The organism is Paenarthrobacter sp. NPDC018779, assembly GCF_044391085.1.
In the GTDB taxonomy this organism is placed as follows: Bacteria; Actinomycetota; Actinomycetes; order Actinomycetales; family Micrococcaceae; genus Arthrobacter.
In genome coordinates, this window is sequence record NZ_JBIRZS010000021.1 from 59,932 (window position 1) to 76,869 (window position 16,938).

The 16,938-nt window shown below is 65.1% G+C and carries 13 protein-coding genes and 2 tRNA genes; 5 read left to right on the plus strand and 10 right to left on the minus strand.

All coding sequences use genetic code 11. The features are described from left to right. The first annotated feature begins 13 nt into the window (after positions 1-13). Positions 14-550, plus strand: a complete 537-nt coding sequence (locus tag ACH488_RS18025; protein WP_397325916.1) for a DUF1697 domain-containing protein — start codon at positions 14-16, stop codon at positions 548-550. 23 nt (positions 551-573) lie between these two features. On the opposite strand, the gene ACH488_RS18030 is transcribed toward ACH488_RS18025, so the two are convergent. The 10 genes from ACH488_RS18030 to ACH488_RS18075 form a co-directional block, all read right to left on the minus strand. Further along, positions 574-2,193 (minus strand): GTPase, encoded by a 1,620-nt coding sequence (locus tag ACH488_RS18030; protein ID WP_397325917.1) that lies wholly within the window; start codon positions 2,191-2,193, stop codon positions 574-576. Beyond that, positions 2,190-3,905 (minus strand): dynamin family protein, encoded by a 1,716-nt coding sequence (locus ACH488_RS18035; protein WP_397325930.1) that lies wholly within the window; start codon positions 3,903-3,905, stop codon positions 2,190-2,192. The genes ACH488_RS18030 and ACH488_RS18035 overlap by 4 nt, the downstream gene beginning before the upstream one ends. A gap of 168 nt (positions 3,906-4,073) precedes the next feature. After that, positions 4,074-4,146, minus strand: a tRNA-Glu gene (locus ACH488_RS18040). 131 nt (positions 4,147-4,277) lie between these two features. Then, positions 4,278-4,349: transfer RNA gene (locus ACH488_RS18045), tRNA-Gln, on the minus strand. A 137-nt stretch (positions 4,350-4,486) separates the two neighbouring features. Next, a complete protein-coding gene (locus tag ACH488_RS18050) occupies positions 4,487-5,215 on the minus strand; it encodes an HAD family hydrolase (RefSeq protein WP_397325918.1) in 729 nt (242 codons plus the stop codon). Between the two features lie 13 nt (positions 5,216-5,228). Continuing rightward, on the minus strand, positions 5,229-6,749 hold the full coding sequence (gene gltX / locus ACH488_RS18055) for a glutamate--tRNA ligase (RefSeq protein ID WP_397325919.1): 1,521 nt from the start codon (positions 6,747-6,749) through the stop codon (positions 5,229-5,231). A gap of 108 nt (positions 6,750-6,857) precedes the next feature. Next, positions 6,858-7,634, minus strand: coding sequence for a fumarylacetoacetate hydrolase family protein (locus ACH488_RS18060; RefSeq protein WP_397325920.1), 777 nt, complete (start codon positions 7,632-7,634; stop codon positions 6,858-6,860). Between the two features lie 42 nt (positions 7,635-7,676). Beyond that, positions 7,677-8,417 (minus strand): MBL fold metallo-hydrolase, encoded by a 741-nt coding sequence (locus ACH488_RS18065; RefSeq protein WP_397325931.1) that lies wholly within the window; start codon positions 8,415-8,417, stop codon positions 7,677-7,679. A 662-nt stretch (positions 8,418-9,079) separates the two neighbouring features. After that, positions 9,080-10,192: a branched-chain amino acid aminotransferase gene (locus ACH488_RS18070; RefSeq protein ID WP_397325921.1), complete on the minus strand. Its 1,113-nt coding sequence runs from the start codon at positions 10,190-10,192 to the stop codon at positions 9,080-9,082. Positions 10,193-10,313: 121 nt separating this feature from the next. Further along, positions 10,314-11,366, minus strand: a complete 1,053-nt coding sequence (locus ACH488_RS18075) for a 3-isopropylmalate dehydrogenase (RefSeq protein ID WP_397325922.1) — start codon at positions 11,364-11,366, stop codon at positions 10,314-10,316. A gap of 121 nt (positions 11,367-11,487) precedes the next feature. Between ACH488_RS18075 and ACH488_RS18080 the strand changes: the two genes are divergently transcribed. The 4 genes from ACH488_RS18080 (at position 11,488) to ACH488_RS18095 (ending at position 16,748) form a co-directional block, all read left to right on the plus strand. After that, positions 11,488-12,672 (plus strand): sensor histidine kinase, encoded by a 1,185-nt coding sequence (locus ACH488_RS18080; protein WP_397325923.1) that lies wholly within the window; start codon positions 11,488-11,490, stop codon positions 12,670-12,672. 2 nt (positions 12,673-12,674) lie between these two features. Continuing rightward, a complete protein-coding gene (locus ACH488_RS18085; protein WP_397325924.1) occupies positions 12,675-13,388 on the plus strand; it encodes a response regulator in 714 nt (237 codons plus the stop codon). A gap of 111 nt (positions 13,389-13,499) precedes the next feature. Next, positions 13,500-14,288, plus strand: coding sequence for an ABC transporter ATP-binding protein (locus tag ACH488_RS18090; protein ID WP_397325925.1), 789 nt, complete (start codon positions 13,500-13,502; stop codon positions 14,286-14,288). 3 nt (positions 14,289-14,291) lie between these two features. Further along, complete coding sequence (locus tag ACH488_RS18095; RefSeq protein WP_397325926.1) at positions 14,292-16,748, plus strand: ABC transporter permease; 2,457 nt, start codon at positions 14,292-14,294, stop codon at positions 16,746-16,748. The last annotated feature ends 190 nt before the right edge of the window (positions 16,749-16,938 follow it).

Genomic DNA, 16,938 nt, shown 5'->3' on the forward strand with positions numbered 1-16,938 from the left:
GAGGGGTGGTCCCATGGAGAATTACGCCGTGTTCCTGCGTGGCATCAACGTGGGTGGCATCAATATCAAGATGGCGGACCTCAGGTCTGCGCTGAAGGACCAACCCTTTACCCAGGTGAAGACCCTCCTGGCCAGCGGAAATGTGGTGCTGCAGAGCGAATTGACGCCGGCGAAAGTAAAGTCCGGCTTCGAAAAGTGCCTGCGGGACTCGTTCGGCTATGACGCGTGGGTGGTGGTGCTCACGGCCGGCCGCGTGGGCGAACTGGTGGCCGCCTGCCCGTATCCCGCGGACGACAAGTCCACCCACAGCTATGTCACTTTGGCTTCGGACGCGGCAATGCTGGATGAACTCGTGGAGGCGGGCCAAGCCTTGGACAGTGTGGAGCTGACCAGGCTGGGCCCTGAAGCCTTGGCTTGGCTGGCACCTGCCGGTGGAACGCTGGACAGTCCGTTCAGCAAACTCACGGCCAAGGCCCGCTACAAGGCAGGAACCACCACCCGCAACCTTCGCACGTTGATCAAAGTCAGGGACGCCGCAGCGTCACTCTGACGCCTCGGGAGCCGGAGTCAGGCTCAACCGCCCCTGGCCGTTTTGAGCGCGGCATTGAAGGCTCTCAGCCGGGTGACCTCCACCTCCACGGGTTCAACGATGCGTTCTGTCGCCACGAGCCCCACCGCTGCTTTCAGTCGACGGGACGCTCCCCTGGCGCGAGCCCGGGCAGCCCAGGCGCCCAACAGGCGCCCGCAAAGCGCCAGCACCACTCCGAGCACGGCGCCCCCAGCGACCATAAGCGTGGGCCAGGGCCAGCCTTCTGTCCGGGGAACCTCGGGAACAGGCAACTGGAAATAGCCAAGGGCCGCCACAACACCCAGCCAAGCGAGGCCGCCAATGGCCAGCAGCAGGGCAAGCCACTGAAATCCGTTGAACAGTCCCCACCAGAAGGGGCGCTTGGACGCCTTGAGGTCCGTACCGGCGATCGCCTGGTCCAAAGCGTCCGGCAGCTGCTCCCGCCCGTCACGGGCGACGCCACGAATCGCTGCCCGCCATGGTCCCGGTGCGCCGGCCGATGCGTCATCCACAAAGGACCTGACGGCGGCGTCGGTTCTGGCACGCTCGGGCGCCCCCGCCTGCGGCAGCGAGGTCCTGTTCAGTTCAGGTTTGGCGTCGGTCCTGCCAAGGTTCAGGCGCCGCAGCGGATCCGGGCGGAACCGAAGAAGCCACCGCGTCACGGGCCAGCCGGTCCTGCGTGCTGATTGCCGCTTGAAGGACCGCTCGACGGCGTCCACCACCAAGGGAACATTCGCCGCTGTGGCCAGCTCTGCAATCAAGTGTGCTTTCGCTTGTGATGAGACACCGTGGGCTTCCCCGTCGCCGGAAGCCTCCGCGAGGCCGGAGGCCGCCCTGGCCACGTCAGCCGAGAGCCGCTGGGTGGCAGCCTCCCGCTGGACCACGACGTTCCTGATGGCTCCGCGGACGGCCGCTACGCCGTCGCCCGTCACAGCAGAGGTGCCGAAAACCGGTATGCCGCCCAGGCCATCCTGATCCAGGATTCCCCGCAGGGACGCCACTACGGCATCCGCATCCGCAGCGTTGAGCCTGTCCATCTGGTTAAGGACAACCAGAGTCACGGCGCCATGGGTGGCCATGGGACGCAGGAAGCCGTGGTGAACGGCGGCATCGGCATACTTTTGGGGATCCAGGACCCACACCAAGACGTCCACCATGCCCGCGAGGCGCTCGACCAGCTGGCGGTTCTCCACGGTGGTGGAGTCGATGTCCGGCAAGTCGAGCAGGATCAGGCCGGCCTCCCCTCCGGCGAAGTCCGCGACCTCCGGCAGCGCGTGCCGCTCACGCACGTCCAGCCAGTCCAGGAGCGGCCCGCTGCCTTCCTCACCCCACACTGCGGCCAGCGGCGCTGAGGTAGTGGGCCTGCGTGCCGCCGCCGTGGCGAGATTGCTGCCCGAGACAGCATTGAAGAGCGAGGACTTCCCGCTGCCCGTGGCCCCGAAGAATCCCACCACGGTATGCCCGGCCGACAGGGAGCGCCGCGAGGCAGCACGGTCCAGGACTTCGTAGACCGCCTCCAGCTGGGCGTCGGCCAGAACCCCGGCCGCGAGCTCCCGGGCAGTGTTTAGGGACTCCAACCGCTCCTGGAGCCTGGAGGCCGAGCGAACCTGGCTGTGACGGCTCATGCCGCGCCCGCCAGCCGGCGCAACTCCCCGGCATGGCCGAGGAGCTTGCTGCCATCCCCTTGGCTTGCCGCCGGGAGCCGGTCCAGGAACCGCTTCTCTTCGCCATCGAGCAACCGTTGGCACTGCGCTTGCAGGTCCTCCCGGGCTTGCCGGGCCAACCGGCGTACGGCATCTTCGCCGAACACGGCCTCGAGCACCCGCTGGCCCACCACCGCCGTGCCGCCCGCGATGCCTATCTCCAGGCCACTCAACCCCGCCGTCATGGAGAAGACCACCACCATGAGTGCCGCGCCCAGTCCATTCACGCCAAAGGACAACCACCGCGCCTGCGTGCGTTTGCCTTGGCCCTGGGTGCGGATGAGCTCCATGAGGCCTTCCTGCCATTGGCGTATGGCCGCGGCGGCAACGGCATCAAACCCGGGTGACGTCCCGGAAAGATCGTCGCCGCCGAGCAGCTGCCGGCCGGCCGGCTCCGAACGCCACCGCCTGTCCACGTTGTCCGCGGCATTTGCTGCCTCGTCCAGGATCACCGCTTGCAGTCCTGACTCGATCGCAGTCTCCACCTTGACGGCAGGGGCAGGTTCGCCGCGGAAATAGGCGCCCACTCGGTCCCGCAACCGGCCAATGTTCTGCTCCAGCGTCCTGAAGAATTCGCCTGTTCCCACAAAATCCTGCCAGCGTGCCAGCACCTCGCCCCGCAGCAACGCCCCGTCCTTGGTGGCATCCAGGATTCTCCTGAGCGCTGCGGCATACTCATCGCTGGCCGTGGAACGGAGGTCCTGCGCAGCGGCCTCCTGGGCGGTTGCCGCGGCGGCAATCCGTTCCAGCCGGGTGCTCACCGCTTTGACGGCACCGTTGAGCGTGCGCCTGGCGACGTCGGCACGTCCGGCCGCGTCGGCAGCCAGGGCCACCAGCCACCACTGCAAGGGTTCCACCGATTCCCCGGGCAGCATGCCCAACCCGTCCAAGGCACTCTCCTGCACAACAAACAGCCTTGCTTCGCCGAGTCCTTGACGTTCCAGCATTGCCTGCAGATCGGTTCTGACTTCCTCCTCCGCCGCTGGCGGCACGCGGTCCAGAACCACAGCTACGGTGATGTCCCGCGAAGCTGCATCCAGAAGCAGCTGCCACGGAACGGCGTCGGCATAGCGGTTGGCGGTGGTGACAAAAATCCACAGGTCTGCTGCGGCCAGCAATTGCCCAGCCAGCCGACGGTTGTCATCAGAAACCGAATCCACATCCGGTGCGTCAAGGATGGCTATCCCCTGCGGCACATCCTGGTGTGCCACGAGGACCAGCGAGGTCAGGGCGCCGGCGTCCGGAGTGGGCCCAGCCTGGTTGGCGGGAAGCGGGACCACGGCAACGGTCCCACGGATCCGGGCCAGCGTGGGGAGAATCCTGGTGTCTTCGAACCACTCAGCGTCATTGGGGTGATGCAGGAGGATCGGCTGGCGGGTTGTCGGCCTGATGGCCCCCGCCCGCGTCACGGGATAACCCACCAAGGCGTTCACAAGGGTCGACTTGCCTGCACCGGTTGACCCGCCAACCACTGCCAGCAATGGAGCATCCAGGCTGCGGAAGCGGGGAATGATGTAGTCATCCAACTGAGCCAGGACCTCGGCTATCCATCTACGCCCCTCCTCGGCCTCGGGAAGCGCCAAGGGCAGGGCGGTGACGGAAAGATCGGCCCGTGCGGACTCGAGGGCATCCACCGCACCGTCAAGGGTATTTCCGGAATGGGTGCCGGTCCGCGGCTGTGGGAATTCCTGGTCTGCGGTCACTGCTTCATCATGCCAGCCCTGTGCCGGAGAAACGTTGGAACCCGAGGGCTTTGTGGAAAAAAGAAATCCCCCGGAGCGTCGCTCCGGGGGATTCAGATGTGACCCCAGCGGGATTCGAACCCGCGTTACCGCCGTGAGAGGGCGGCGTACTAGGCCGCTATACGATGGGGCCTTGCACTTTATTTATCACCGTTTCCGGCGATCAAGCTGAATGAGTATTTCATACTTTCAGCTGGTTTCCAAATCGACGAATCAATTCGGATTCTCCGTGAATTACTGTAAATTCTTACTGCAATTCCAGAGCTGGGATACCAGGACTCGAACCTAGAATGACGGTACCAGAAACCGTAGTGTTGCCAATTACACCATATCCCAAAGTGACTTTCGGGCCGGAGATCATCACCGCGGTTTTCCCTTGGTTTTTCCCTCCGTGCCCCTCAGCACGAGTAATTACTCTACCCGAGACTTTTGACCTGCACAAATCGGAGGAGCGTTACCTGCGTCACAGGGGCTCACGTCCGTGCGGACGCCTGGAGCAGCAGGCCGGACAGGGAAGCAACCTGGCGTCCGGCAAAGTCCTCGACCACTTCCCCGGTGCGGTTCAGCCACACTCCCACCAGGCCCGCATCGCATGCACCGTCGGCGTCCAGCAAGCGGTTATCGCCCACGTACAGGGTCTCCCCCGGCGTTGTCCCCAGCAGCCGCACGCCCTCCAGGTAAATGGCGGGATCAGGCTTGGCGGCGCCAACAGTGTCCGTCCCCACGAGGACCTTGATCCTCTCCAGACCGGCGCCGTCCAACTTGGCGCGCTGGTAGTCGTGCACGTTGTTGCTCACGGCGCCATACGGAACGCCGGCGGCATCCAAGGCATCCAGCACGCCGGAAACATCGTCGAATGCCCGCACGTACGCTGTCTGCCGCTGGTGGTATTCGGCAACCCACGCCTGGGATTCCTCGCCTTCGGCAAGCTCCACCCCGAAGTGGCCCAAAGCAGCGCGTCCCCGGAGCAGCCTCTGCTCGTTGAAGGTCAGTTCCCCCGCCAGGTAGCGGTCGTAGAAGTGCGTTGTTTCATGGGTGAAAATCCGTCCGAACTTCACCCACCCGGCCTGGTCCAGGCCGGGCAGGAGATGTTCGCTGACGTCACGCAACGCCGTGGTCATGGCGTATTCAAGGTCCACCAGGGTGTCGTCGATGTCGAACAGCACCCCGCGAATGGTGCCAAAGGAGCTTGCAATCGCCATGCCGGATCCGTCCCTAGCCGCGGAAAGCGCGGACCCGGGCCACGGAGGAGTCCTTGCCCAGGATGACCATTGATTCGAAGAGCGGAGGCGAAATGCGGCGACCGGATATCGCGGTACGGACAGGACCGAAGGCCGCACGGGGCTTGATGCCAAGGTCTTCCACCAGCGCCTGCTTGAGCGCGGCCTGGATGTTCTCCGCGGTCCACTCCCCGATCGGCTCCAAGGCGGCGAGGGCAGCGTCCAGGACTTCCTCAAGGTTTGCCGGCAATCCCTTGCGCGCGTCATCGGCGACGTCGATCGCGTCATCGGCTTTGAACAGGAACGCCAGCATCTCCGGCGCTTCGCCGAGCAAGGCGATCCGTTCCTGAACCAGCGGAGCGGCCTCGCTGAGGATCTCTTCCTGGCGCGGCGTCAGGATCTCCCCCACGAAACCGGCTGCACGAAGGTAGGGAACCAGCCGCTCTTCGAACACCTCGGGCGAAAGCATGCGGACGTGGGTGCCGTTGATGGCTTCTGCCTTCTTGAGGTCGAAGCGCGCCGGGTTGCCCAGGACATCATGGATGTCGAAATTGGCCACGAGCTGCTCCACCGTGAAGATGTCCTCGTCAGCGCTGAGCGACCAGCCCAGCAGCGACAGGTAGTTCAGGAGCCCCTCGGGAATGAAGCCGCGTTCGCGGTGCAGGAACAGGCTGGATTCGGGATCGCGCTTGGACAGCTTCTTGTTGCCCTGGCCCATGACGTAGGGCAGGTGGCCGAACTCGGGCACGTACTCGGCCACACCGATGGCGTACAGGGCCCGGTACAGTGCGATCTGGCGGGGCGTCGAGCTCAGCAGGTCCTCGCCGCGGAGCACGTGCGTGATGCCCATGAGGGCGTCATCCACCGGGTTCACCAGGGTGTACAGCGGAGCACCGTTGGCACGCACCACGGCGAAGTCGGGAACCGAGCCGGCCTTGAACGTGATGTCGCCGCGGACCAGGTCCGTGAAGGTGATGTCCTCATCAGGCATGCGCAGGCGCAGGACTGCCTCCCGGCCCTCCGCCTTGAACTGGGCGAGCTGCTCCTCGGTCAGGTGGCGGTCGAAGCCGTCGTAGCCGAGCTTCGGGTCACGGCCAGCGGCCTTGTGCCTTGCTTCGATCTCATCCGGCGTGGAGTAGGACTCGTAGACGTGCCCGCCGGCCTTCAGTTTCGCGATGACGTCCTGGTAGATGTCACCGCGCTGCGACTGGCGGTACGGCTCATGCGGTCCGCCTACCTCAACGCCCTCGTCCCAGTTGATGCCGAGCCACTTCAAGGCGTCCAGCAACTGGTGGTAGCTCTCCTCGCTGTCGCGGGCGGCGTCCGTGTCCTCGATGCGGAAGATCAGCTTGCCGCCGGTGTGGCGGGCGTAGGCCCAGTTGAAAAGGGCGGTGCGGATCAGGCCGACGTGCGGCGTACCCGTGGGCGACGGGCAGAAACGGACGCGGACCGGAGTCTCGGCGTTGACGGCAGGGATGGCGCTGGAGGCAGCGTTCGACGCAGAAGCAGTAGTCATAGTGCTTCCAACTTTACCGCTTGGCGTCCGCCGGTTTTCCCTCCGAAAGCGGCCGACGACGGCACTCAGGCGAGTGCCGTCGTCGGGCTTTCCGGATGGCTGGCTTGGTCAGCGGCGGACAACGGGGTTGGAAAGGCGGCCCAGGCCCTCGATCTCCACCTCGATGCGGTCTCCCTCGGAAACCAGGCCAACGCCCGCCGGCGTGCCGGTCATGATGACATCGCCGGGAAGCAGCGTGAAGGCGTGGGAAACGATCGAGACGAGTTCGCGGACGCCCCGGATCATCTGCGTGGTGTTGCCGTCCTGGCGCAGTTCGCCGTTGAGGCGTGCCTGAATGTCAACGTCGTCAGGATCGAGTTCGGTTTCGATCCAGGGGCCGAGGGGAGCCGAAGTGTCGAAGCCCTTGGCGCGCGCCCACTGGAGGTCCGTCTTCTGGACGTCGCGGGCGGTGAGATCGTTGCCGCAGGTGTAGCCAAAGATGACGTCGTCGGCCCGCTCCTCCGGGACGTCCTTGCAGATCCGGCCGATCACGACGCAGAGCTCGGCCTCGAAGCTGATCTCCTCGGAGAACTCCGGCAGGACGATCGGATCGTTGGGGCCGATCACGGCGGTGTTGGGCTTCAGGAACAGCAGCGGGTACTGCGGAACCTCGTTGCCCAGTTCCGCGGCATGCTCCGCGAAGTTCCTGCCGACCCCGATGACCTTGCTGCGCGGGATGATCGGCGCCAGCAGCCTGACATCCTCCAACTTGTGCTTGGTGTGGGTCCGTTCAACACCGTTGAAGAAGGGGTCGCCGTTGATGACAGTGATTTCCTCACTGCCGGGCTCGCCGTCCACAACGCCGTAAAGGGGATCAGAATCAACTACAAACCGGGCGATACGCATGGGTTCAAGCCTACCGTCCGGCGGCGTCCCGCCCGGGCACTTTCAGCTGCGCAGGTAATCCAGTTGCGCCGCCACCGACGTTTCGGCCGCCCACCGGACGGAAGGATCGATGTCGGCGTAAACCACGTCGGTGACTTGGGCGATGGTCGCTTGTTGGCCAACCTGGGCCAGGGCCTCGCGGATCTGATCGAGGCGCTGCTCACGGTGGACACGGTATTCGCGGCACTTTTCATCGAGCGCCGGCAACACCGGTCCATGCGCGGGAAGGAGCGTGGCCGGGCCGAGCGCCTCGAGCCGGTCCAGGCTCGCCAGGTAATCCCCCAGCCGCCCATCGGGATAGTCCAGGACGGTGGTTCCGCGCCCCAGGATGGTGTCGCCGGTGAGGACCGATCCTGTGGGGCCATCGGCAGGGAGATGGAAGCATACCGAATCGGACGTGTGGCCGGGCGTGGCAAGGACGCGGATCTCCACCCCGCCTGCATGGATCACCTCGCCGTCCGTGAGCGGCTCCCCACCGTGGCAGTGCTCGGCCATGGCTGCCCGTACGGGGGCACCCGTCAGCTCATGGAAGCGCGCTGATGCCTCCGTGTGGTCAGCGTGGCGGTGCGTAATCAGGACCACGTCCACATGACCCGCCGACGCAAGCGCGGCCAGGTGCGGCCCGTCCTCCGGCCCCGGATCCACGATGGCCACGTGCTCTGAACCGGGCGCGCCGATGACGTAGGAGTTGGTGCCGTCAAGGCTCATGGGCCCAGGATTCGGAGCCAGCCGGAAGCGGGTCAGCTCGCTGCTCTGCTGAAACGGGTTGCCCTGCGCGAACTGGTTGCCCTGCTCAAGTTGGTTGCCTTGCGCGAACTGGTTTCCCTGCGCGAACTGGTTTCCCTGCTCAAGTTGGTTGCCTTGGTTGAGTTCGGAGTGCGCTGCATCATCGGAAGTCACCAGCCCATCATCGCACCCCTGCGACGCTCTCTCACCGAATACCCCCTTTCGCCCCACGCTCTCTCACCGAATACCCCGCTCTGCCAGTCGCTTCCCCCCCGCGGTCGCCCCAGTGAGAGAGGGACCCTCGGGAAGGGAGGTTCAGTGAGATAAGGACGGGCCAAAGAGGCGGTTCAGTGAGAGAGCGTTCCTCAAAACAGGCGATTCAGTGAGAGAGCGTTCCTCAAAACAGGCGATTCAGTGAGAGAGCGTTCCTCAAAACAGGCGATTCAGTGAGAGAGCGTTCCTCAAAAGAGGCGATTCAGTGAGAGAGCGTTCCACAAAACAGGCGGTTCGGTGAGAGAGCGTTCCTCAAAACAGGCGACTCGGTGAGAGAGCGTTCCACAAAACAGGCGGTTCGGTGAGAGAGCGTTCCTCAAAACAGGCGACTCGGTGAGAGAGGGTGGACGACGACGGTCCCCGTCTTGTCACTCAAGGCAGGGACCGTCGTCGTGCTTTGTGCGGGGCTAGACCAGGCGGGTCAGCCAGCCGTGGCGGTCCTCGACCGTGCCGGTCTGGATGCCCAGGAGCTGCTCGCGGATGGCCATGGTGGTTTCGCCCGCCTTGGCGTCCTCGGAGCCGATGAACTCCGTGGCGTCCTTCAGCACACCGATCGGCGTGATCACAGCAGCGGTCCCGCAAGCGAAGACCTCGGTGATGTCGCCCGAAGCAACGCCATCACGCCACTCGTCCAGGGTGATCTTGCGTTCGGAGACCTCGCGGCCCATGTCCTTGGCCACCTGGATCACGGAGGACCGGGTGACGCCTTCCAGGATGGTTCCGCTCAGGGCCGGCGTGGCCAGCGAGCCGTCCTTGAACACGAAGAAGACGTTCATGCCGCCGAGTTCTTCCACGGCGTCGTCGTTGAAGTGGTCCAGGAAGAGTACCTGCTTGCAGCCGTTGGCCTCTGCCTCCTGCTGCGCGATCAGCGAGGCGGCGTAATTGCCACCGCACTTTGCGGCACCGGTTCCACCGCGGCCCGCACGGGCGTACTCGCGGGAGATCCAGATGGACACGGGCTTGAGTTCCCCGCCGAAGTAGTTGCCGGCCGGCGAAGCGATGACCCGGAAGGACACTTCACGGGCAGCACGGACACCCAGGAAGGCCTCGGTGGCGATCATGAACGGACGCAAGTACAGGGCTTCGCCGTCACCGGAGGGAACCCATTCCTTGTCTGCCTGCACGAGTTCGCGGATGGCGCCCAGGAAGTATTCCTCCGGCAGCTCCGGAAGGGCAAGGCGACGGGCGGACTTGTTGAGCCGGGCAGCATTGGCTTCGGGGCGGAACGTCCAGACGGAACCGTCAGCGTGGCGGTAAGCCTTAAGGCCTTCGAAGATTTCCTGGCCGTAGTGCAGCACCGCAGCCGAGGGGTCCAGCGCAATGGGACCATACGGCTCTACGCGGGCATTCTGCCATCCGCCCTTGCCTTCGGCGTCGACTTTGTAGTCGACGACGGCGGTGTGGTCGGTGAAGTAGTCGCCAAATCCCGGGTTCGCCAGGACGGCTGCACGCTCCTCAACAGACTTCGGGTTGGCCGAAAGCTGCTGGCTGAATTCGACGCCATGGGCAGTCTGAGTCATGTTTCCTCCACAGTCAGCTACCTGGCAGTGCGAACCACGGCCCCGAAAAAGGAGATGGTTCAGCGATGGACCAAGGAAGCAGGTAAATAATTCAAGACAAGCTTACGCCTGAGTAATGGGCCTAAAGTGCGGCCGCAATGGCGTCGCCGATCGCAGCGGTGCTGCGCGGTTCGCCGGTGCGGCTTTCGACGTCGGCAACAACTGCCGCTTCGATCTTGCGGGCCGCCGAGGTGTAGCCAAGGTGGTCCAGCAACAGCACTGCAGACAGGATCGCAGCAGTGGGGTCTGCCTTCTGCTGGCCTGCGATGTCCGGGGCGGAGCCATGGACGGGTTCGAACATGGACGGTGCGGTGCGGTCCATGTTGATGTTTCCTGATGCCGCGAGCCCGATTCCGCCGGTGACGGCAGCTGCGAGGTCGGTCAGGATGTCACCGAAGAGGTTGTCGGTGACGATGACGTCGAAGCGCGCCGGGTCCGTGACCAGGAAGATCGTTGCGGCATCGATGTGCAGGTAGTCGTGGGTGACCTCGGGGAATTCCTTGGCCACGGCCTCTACGGTGCGCTTCCAGAGATGCCCGGCGAACACCAGGACGTTGTGCTTGTGCACCAGGGTGACGTGCTTGCGCGGGCGCTCGTTGGCGCGGCGGAACGCGTCCCGGACCACGCGTTCAACACCGTGGGCGGTGTTGAGCGAGACCTCGGTGGCTACCTCGTGCGGGGTTCCGCCACGGAGGGTGCCGCCGTTGCCAACGTAAGGGCCTTCGGTTCCTTCGCGGACCACAATGAAGTCGATCTCGCCGGGGTTGGCCAGCGGACTTCCGACGGTTCCGTAGAGCCGGGAAGGACGAAGGTTGACGAAGTGGTCCAGGCTGAAGCGCAGCTTGAGGAGCATCTCGCGTTCGATGATGCCCGAGGGAATCCGGGTGTCGCCCGGCGCTGCGCCGACGGCGCCGAAAAGGATGGCATCGCGCGTCTTCAGGTCCGCCAGGACCTCGTCCGGAAGGGTCTCCCCGGTCTCGAGCCAGTGTTGGGCACCCAGCTTGTAGTGGGTCTGCTCCAAAGTGACGCCTTCTGCGGCGACAGCCTTTTCCAGGACCTTGACGGCTTCGGCGATGACCTCTGGGCCAATGCCGTCACCGGGGATGACAGCGAGATTGATGGACGATGCGCTCATATGACCATCTAGCCGCAGAATCCACATGCTGGTCAAAATTGTCTCACTTGTTGAACACTGTCCCGAGAACTCCGACCATGGCATGATGCCCGGGGCCGCGCAGGGCGCATAGAGTCATTGAGTGGACAGAAGGCACGCACTCTACGAATGGTTCCGGACCAACCGCTTCAAAGTGGACCTGACGGCAACCATCATCCTGCTCCTCCTGTTCGGCCCTGTGTACCTGCTCGCGGGCAGGCCTTTCCTCTTCGTCTTGTCCTGCGGCCTCCTGTTGCCCCTCGCATGGCGACGGACGCGCCCGGTGGTGGCTGCCGGCGTCGTGGTTTCAGTGTGCCTTGTCCAATGGGCGGCCGGTGCCGAACCGGTGGCCGGCCAAATTGCCGTGCCGCTCATCATCTACGCCACCGCTGCCTACGGACCCGCGTGGGCGAGCCGCACAGTGTTGATCCTTGGCCTGCTGGGCGGCGTCATGCTCACCACTCGCGAGTACTCCGGGTCCGCCGAATCAGGAATCCTGGGCCTCACGATCGGCGCGCTCTACACGGTCCTCATCTGGATGCTGGTGTTGGTCAGCTGGACGCTCGGGGACCTGACCAGGGTCCGGCGCCTCCAACTCCAGGCCCTGGAAGACCGCACCCGGCGGCTGGAAACCGAACAGCAGCAGGAGCGCCAGTTGGCCGCCGCGGACGAGCGGTCACACATAGCCCGCGAGATGCACGACATCGTGGCACACTCACTTTCGGTGATCATTACCCAGGCCGATGGTGCCAGATACGCAGCGGCGGCCAAACCTGAACTTGCCACCGAAGCGCTGGCCACCATCGCCGCGACAGGCCGCGATTCACTCAGCGAAATGCGCCGGCTCCTCGGCGTCCTGCGAAACGACGGCGACTCCCCCACCCGACCGCAGCCTCGACTGGCCGACCTCGACGAACTCCTGTTGGGCTTCCGGGCAGCCACCCTGCAGGTCGCCTTCGAAGAGCAGGGCGTCCCCCGGCGGGCCATGCCGGCGGGAGCGGAACTCACGGCCTACAGGACCATCCAGGAAGCCCTCACCAACGTCATCAAGCACGGCGGCCCCACAGCGACGGCCAGTGTCACCCTGGCCTGGCAAGGCCGCGGCCTGCAGGTGGACGTGGTGGACGACGGGCGGGGCGCAGCCGCCGATCCTCCCGCAGCGGGCGGCGGAAACGGACTGCGCGGCATGGGCGAACGGATTGCGCTCTACGATGGTTCCTTGTCCGCAGGCCCCGAACAGGGCGGCGGATTCCGCGTATCTGCATTCATTCCCTATTCGGAGGCCTGAACATGTCCGAACCCACCCCGCCCATCCGGGTAGCCCTCGTCGACGACCAGCACCTGGTCCGCTCGGGCTTTGGCATGCTCATCAACTCCCAGCCGGACCTTGAAGTGGTGGCAGAAGCGGGCAATGGCATCGAGGCCATCCAGGCACTCAGTGCCACGGCTGCCGACGTCGTCCTCATGGATGTCCGCATGCCCGGAATGGACGGCATCGAAGCCACCCGCCGCATCCTGGAGCAGGCCGCCACGCAGCCCAACGGCTCACAGCGGGCAGACGTGAAGATCGTGGTACTGACCACCTTCGACCTCGACGAATACGCCTTGGCCGCGATCCGCGCCGGCGCCAGCGGATTCCTGCTGAAGGATGCACCGCCCGAAGAACTCCTGGAGGCTATCCGGACGGTGTACCGCGGGGACGCCGTGATCGCCCCTTCCACTACCCGCCGATTGCTGGACCACGTTGCTCCTTTGCTCCGGACGCAGACCCCGGAACAGAGCGGGCACGCGGCTGCAGTGGAGACCCTGACGGCCCGCGAGCGCGAAGTGTTCCTGTTAATCGCCCAAGGCCAGTCGAATCCGGAGATCGCTGCGGGTCTTTTTCTTTCCGAGGCGACGGTCAAGACACATGTGGGGCACATCCTGGCCAAGCTCGGCGCCCGGGACCGGGTGCAGATCGTGGTCATCGCCTACGAGACCGGTGTGGTGGCCCCCGGCATGTAGCAGGGATGAGTCCAGCGCTCCCCTGGCTCCGACCACGGTATGAGCGGGCAGCATGGACAATGGGCCCTCGGCCCGATCCGGGAACTGGCAGCGGGAAAATAGCGTGAAAGCATGACAACTTTCACGTCCGCACCGCACCCGTCGTTCCCAGACCAACCATCCGGCGCCGATCCCGCGCGTCCCGCCGTCGAGGCCCTTTCACTGACCAAGAGCTACGGCCGCGGAGATACCCGCGTAATGGCCCTGGACAACGTTTCGGTACGATTCGAGGCCGGCAAATTCACTGCGATCATGGGACCGTCCGGTTCGGGCAAGTCCACCCTGATGCACTGCCTGGCCGGCTTGGACACTGCGGACAGCGGTCGCATCCTCCTCGGCGGCACCGAACTGACTGGACTCGGTGACAAGCAACTGACCGCATTGCGGAGGGAGCGCATCGGCTTTGTCTTCCAGGCGTTCAATTTGGTGCCCACGCTGACGGCCGAACAGAACATCACCTTGCCGCTTGCGCTGGCGGGGACAACGGCCGACGCCGGGTGGCTGGATACGGTGGTCACCACCCTGGGGTTGAAGGACAGGTTGAAGCACCGCCCGCATGAGTTGTCCGGCGGCCAGCAGCAGCGCGTTGCGGTGGCAAGGGCGCTGCTGACGCGTCCCGACGTCGTCTTCGGCGACGAACCCACCGGCAACCTCGACTCGAAGGCCGGCGGCGAAGTCCTGGCCCTGTTGCGCCGGAGCAGCCAGGAAATGGGCCAGAGCATCATCATGGTGACGCACGATCCCGTCGCCGCAAGCTACGCAGACCGCGTGGTGCTCATGAGCGACGGCGGCTTGGTGGGCGAAATCCACCAGCCCACCCCGGACTCGGTACTGACCGCCCTCGGCAAGTTGGGGGCATAAGGCGTGCTGCGCGTTGCTTTGTCCCAGCTGACCACCCATTACCGGCGCTTTGTGGCCATTGGCTTGGCAGTCCTGCTGTCCGTGATGTTCCTCGCGGCCACGCTCATGGTGGGCGCCAGTACCAATGCCTCCTTGGGTGCCAGCATTGGCGAGGCCTATCGCCACGCAGATCTTGTGGCCACCCCCAAGAGCGAACCCTTCACCCAGGCAGCCGTCGACGCGGCTGCTTCCTCCCCCGCCGTCCAGGAGAGCTACGCGGAGCGCTCCACCTACGTGACGTTCCAGGCAGGCGGAGGGGAACAGTACGGTCGGCTCAGGAATGCCGCTCCCGCCTCCTTGGAAGGGGCTGTGCTTTCCTCCGGTTCCATGCCGTCCAAACCGTTCGACGCCGTCATCGACGTCAAGACTGCCCAGCACCTTGGGCTGGCCCCGGGCAGCACGCTTGAACTGCACGGCTCGGGTCCTGTGAAGAACGCCAAGGTCATCATTACCGGCTTGGTGCAATCGAGCAATGATCCGTTTTCGGCGTCCGCTGCCCAACTCATCGCCGGATCTGCCGTCCTCAATGCCGTGCAGGACAGCGGGGCAAGCTTCACCGGGCTGCAATTGCTGCTCAAACCCGGCCAGGATGTGGCTGCTGCCAAGGACTACATCGCCCGCCGCATGGAAGCCGCCGGGGTTGAACGTCCCGTCGTGGAAACGGCCCAGGAGAAGGTCACGTCAACCGTTGCCATGCTGAGCGCGGGCCAGGATCAACTGACCATCGTCCTGCTGGCCTTCGCCGGCGTGGCAATCCTGGTGTCCACGTTGGTGGTGGCCAATACGTTCTCCGTCCTGGTGGCCCAGCGCACCCGCGAACTTGCCCTGCTCCGCTGCCTGGGTGCCGGACGAGGACAGATCCGTGGTTCGGTCCTGGTGGAAGCACTCGTGGTTGGTTTCGTTTCCTCGGTACTGGGTGTCGGTGCCGCCATCGGCCTGATGTCCGGCCTGGTGGTCTGGGCCAGGACGCAGCCGGAACAGTCCTTCGCCACCTTGGCCGTGCCGCCGTCGGCCGTTATCGCCGGGCTGGCCGCGGGCATGCTGTTGACGATCGTCGCCGCGCTGGTCCCCGCGAAGGCGGCTACCGCCGTCGCACCCCTTGCCGCCTTGAGCCCCGCCGACGACGCTTCCGTCCGGAACCGCCGTGGCAAGGTCCGTCTTGCCCTCGGCGTTGCTGCCCTGCTTGGCGGCACAGCGCTGCTGGTCTTCGGCAGCATCAAGGTGTCCCTGCCCGTGGCCTTGCTGGGTGGTGCGATGTCCTTCATAGGGATCTTGCTCTGCTCCACGCTGTTCATTCCCACGGTGGTGGCTTGGGCGGGGCGCCTGGCCGCCCCCGCCGGAGTGCCCGGCAGGCTCGCCGCCGTCAACGCCACCCGCAACCCGGCCCGGACCTCGGCCACGGCCGCTGCCCTGCTGATCGGTGTCACGCTGGTCTCCTTGATGATGACCGGCGCTTCCACTGCACGCCAGGCGTTCAACAGCACCTTGGCCGAAACCTATCCCGTCGATCTTGCGGCCCGGACTGGCAGTGTGGACAACACAGACGCTGTGAAGCGCATCGCAGCCCTGGACGGGGTGGACGCCGCTGCCTTCCTCCGGCCCGTGGGTGAACTCACCAATTCAGCAACGCCCGACGGCGGTACCACCGTCTACGCCATCAGCGGCGGCGATGCTTCCGCCGTGCTACGCGACGCCAAGCTGCGGCCCGCGCCCGGAACGGTTTACCTTCCCGAGGATTCGACCCCCGGCACGGCGGACATCACCACTCCCGCGGGTCCTGTGTCCCTCGAGGCGACGGTGCTGAAAACCAGGCATGTGCCGCCGTTCGTGGAGCAATCGGCCATTCCGGGCGGCGCCCTGCCCGATACCGAGGGAATGGTGTGGGTGAAGGTAGCTGACACCGTCACCGGAGACCGCGTGCAGGCGCTGCAGAAGGAGATCGCGTCGATCCTGGGAATTCCTGAGCGGACAGTCAGCGGTTCAGCCATTGAACGGGCTACGTTCAACAGCATCATCGATGTCCTGCTGCTCGTAGTCACCGGCCTGCTGGGGATCGCCGTGGTCATCGCCTTGATCGGCGTGGCGAATACCCTGTCCCTGTCCGTCCTGGAACGGACAAGGGAGAACTCGCTGCTCCGGGCGCTTGGCCTGACCAGAGGCCAGCTGCGTGGGATGCTCGCCATCGAAGCGGTGCTGGTTGCCGGTGTGGCCGCCGTGCTTGGTGCCGGACTGGGTGTCGTCTACGGCTGGCTTGGCGCGCAGGCCACCCTCGGAGGGATGGCGGATGTTGTTCCGTCAGTGCCGTGGCTGCAACTTTCGGCCGTCTTCGGCGTGGCCGTCGTGGCCGGGTTGCTGGCCTCCGTGGTCCCGGCTCGCCGCGCGGCCCGTTTGTCACCCGTGGCGGGCCTCGCCACCGCCTGACCCTCTCTCACGGAACCGCCCTTAACGCGAAACGCTCTCTCACTTCCGCCGGCCGGACCGGCTGGAAGTGAGAGAGCGTTGGCGATAGTGGGCGTTTCGGTGAGAGTGTCCCTATGTTTTTCGTCAAGCGGTTTTGGGTGTTTGGGCTTGGTAGAGGGTGCCGTCGCGGAGCATGGCGTAGAGGGTGTCG

Bases quoted from the DNA above. Each gene is read 5' to 3' on its own strand.
- gltX (WP_397325919.1), bottom strand. From the start codon at position 6,749: ATGACTACTGCTTCTGCGTCGAACGCTGCCTCCAGCGCCATCCCTGCC.
- ACH488_RS18050 (WP_397325918.1), bottom strand. From the start codon at position 5,215: ATGGCGATTGCAAGCTCCTTTGGCACCATTCGCGGGGTGCTGTTCGAC.
- ACH488_RS18025 (WP_397325916.1), top strand. From the start codon at position 14: ATGGAGAATTACGCCGTGTTCCTGCGTGGCATCAACGTGGGTGGCATC.
- ACH488_RS18070 (WP_397325921.1), bottom strand. From the start codon at position 10,192: ATGACTCAGACTGCCCATGGCGTCGAATTCAGCCAGCAGCTTTCGGCC.
- ACH488_RS18030 (WP_397325917.1), bottom strand. From the start codon at position 2,193: ATGAGCCGTCACAGCCAGGTTCGCTCGGCCTCCAGGCTCCAGGAGCGG.
- ACH488_RS18085 (WP_397325924.1), top strand. From the start codon at position 12,675: ATGTCCGAACCCACCCCGCCCATCCGGGTAGCCCTCGTCGACGACCAG.
- ACH488_RS18060 (WP_397325920.1), bottom strand. From the start codon at position 7,634: ATGCGTATCGCCCGGTTTGTAGTTGATTCTGATCCCCTTTACGGCGTT.
- ACH488_RS18090 (WP_397325925.1), top strand. From the start codon at position 13,500: ATGACAACTTTCACGTCCGCACCGCACCCGTCGTTCCCAGACCAACCA.
- ACH488_RS18075 (WP_397325922.1), bottom strand. From the start codon at position 11,366: ATGAGCGCATCGTCCATCAATCTCGCTGTCATCCCCGGTGACGGCATT.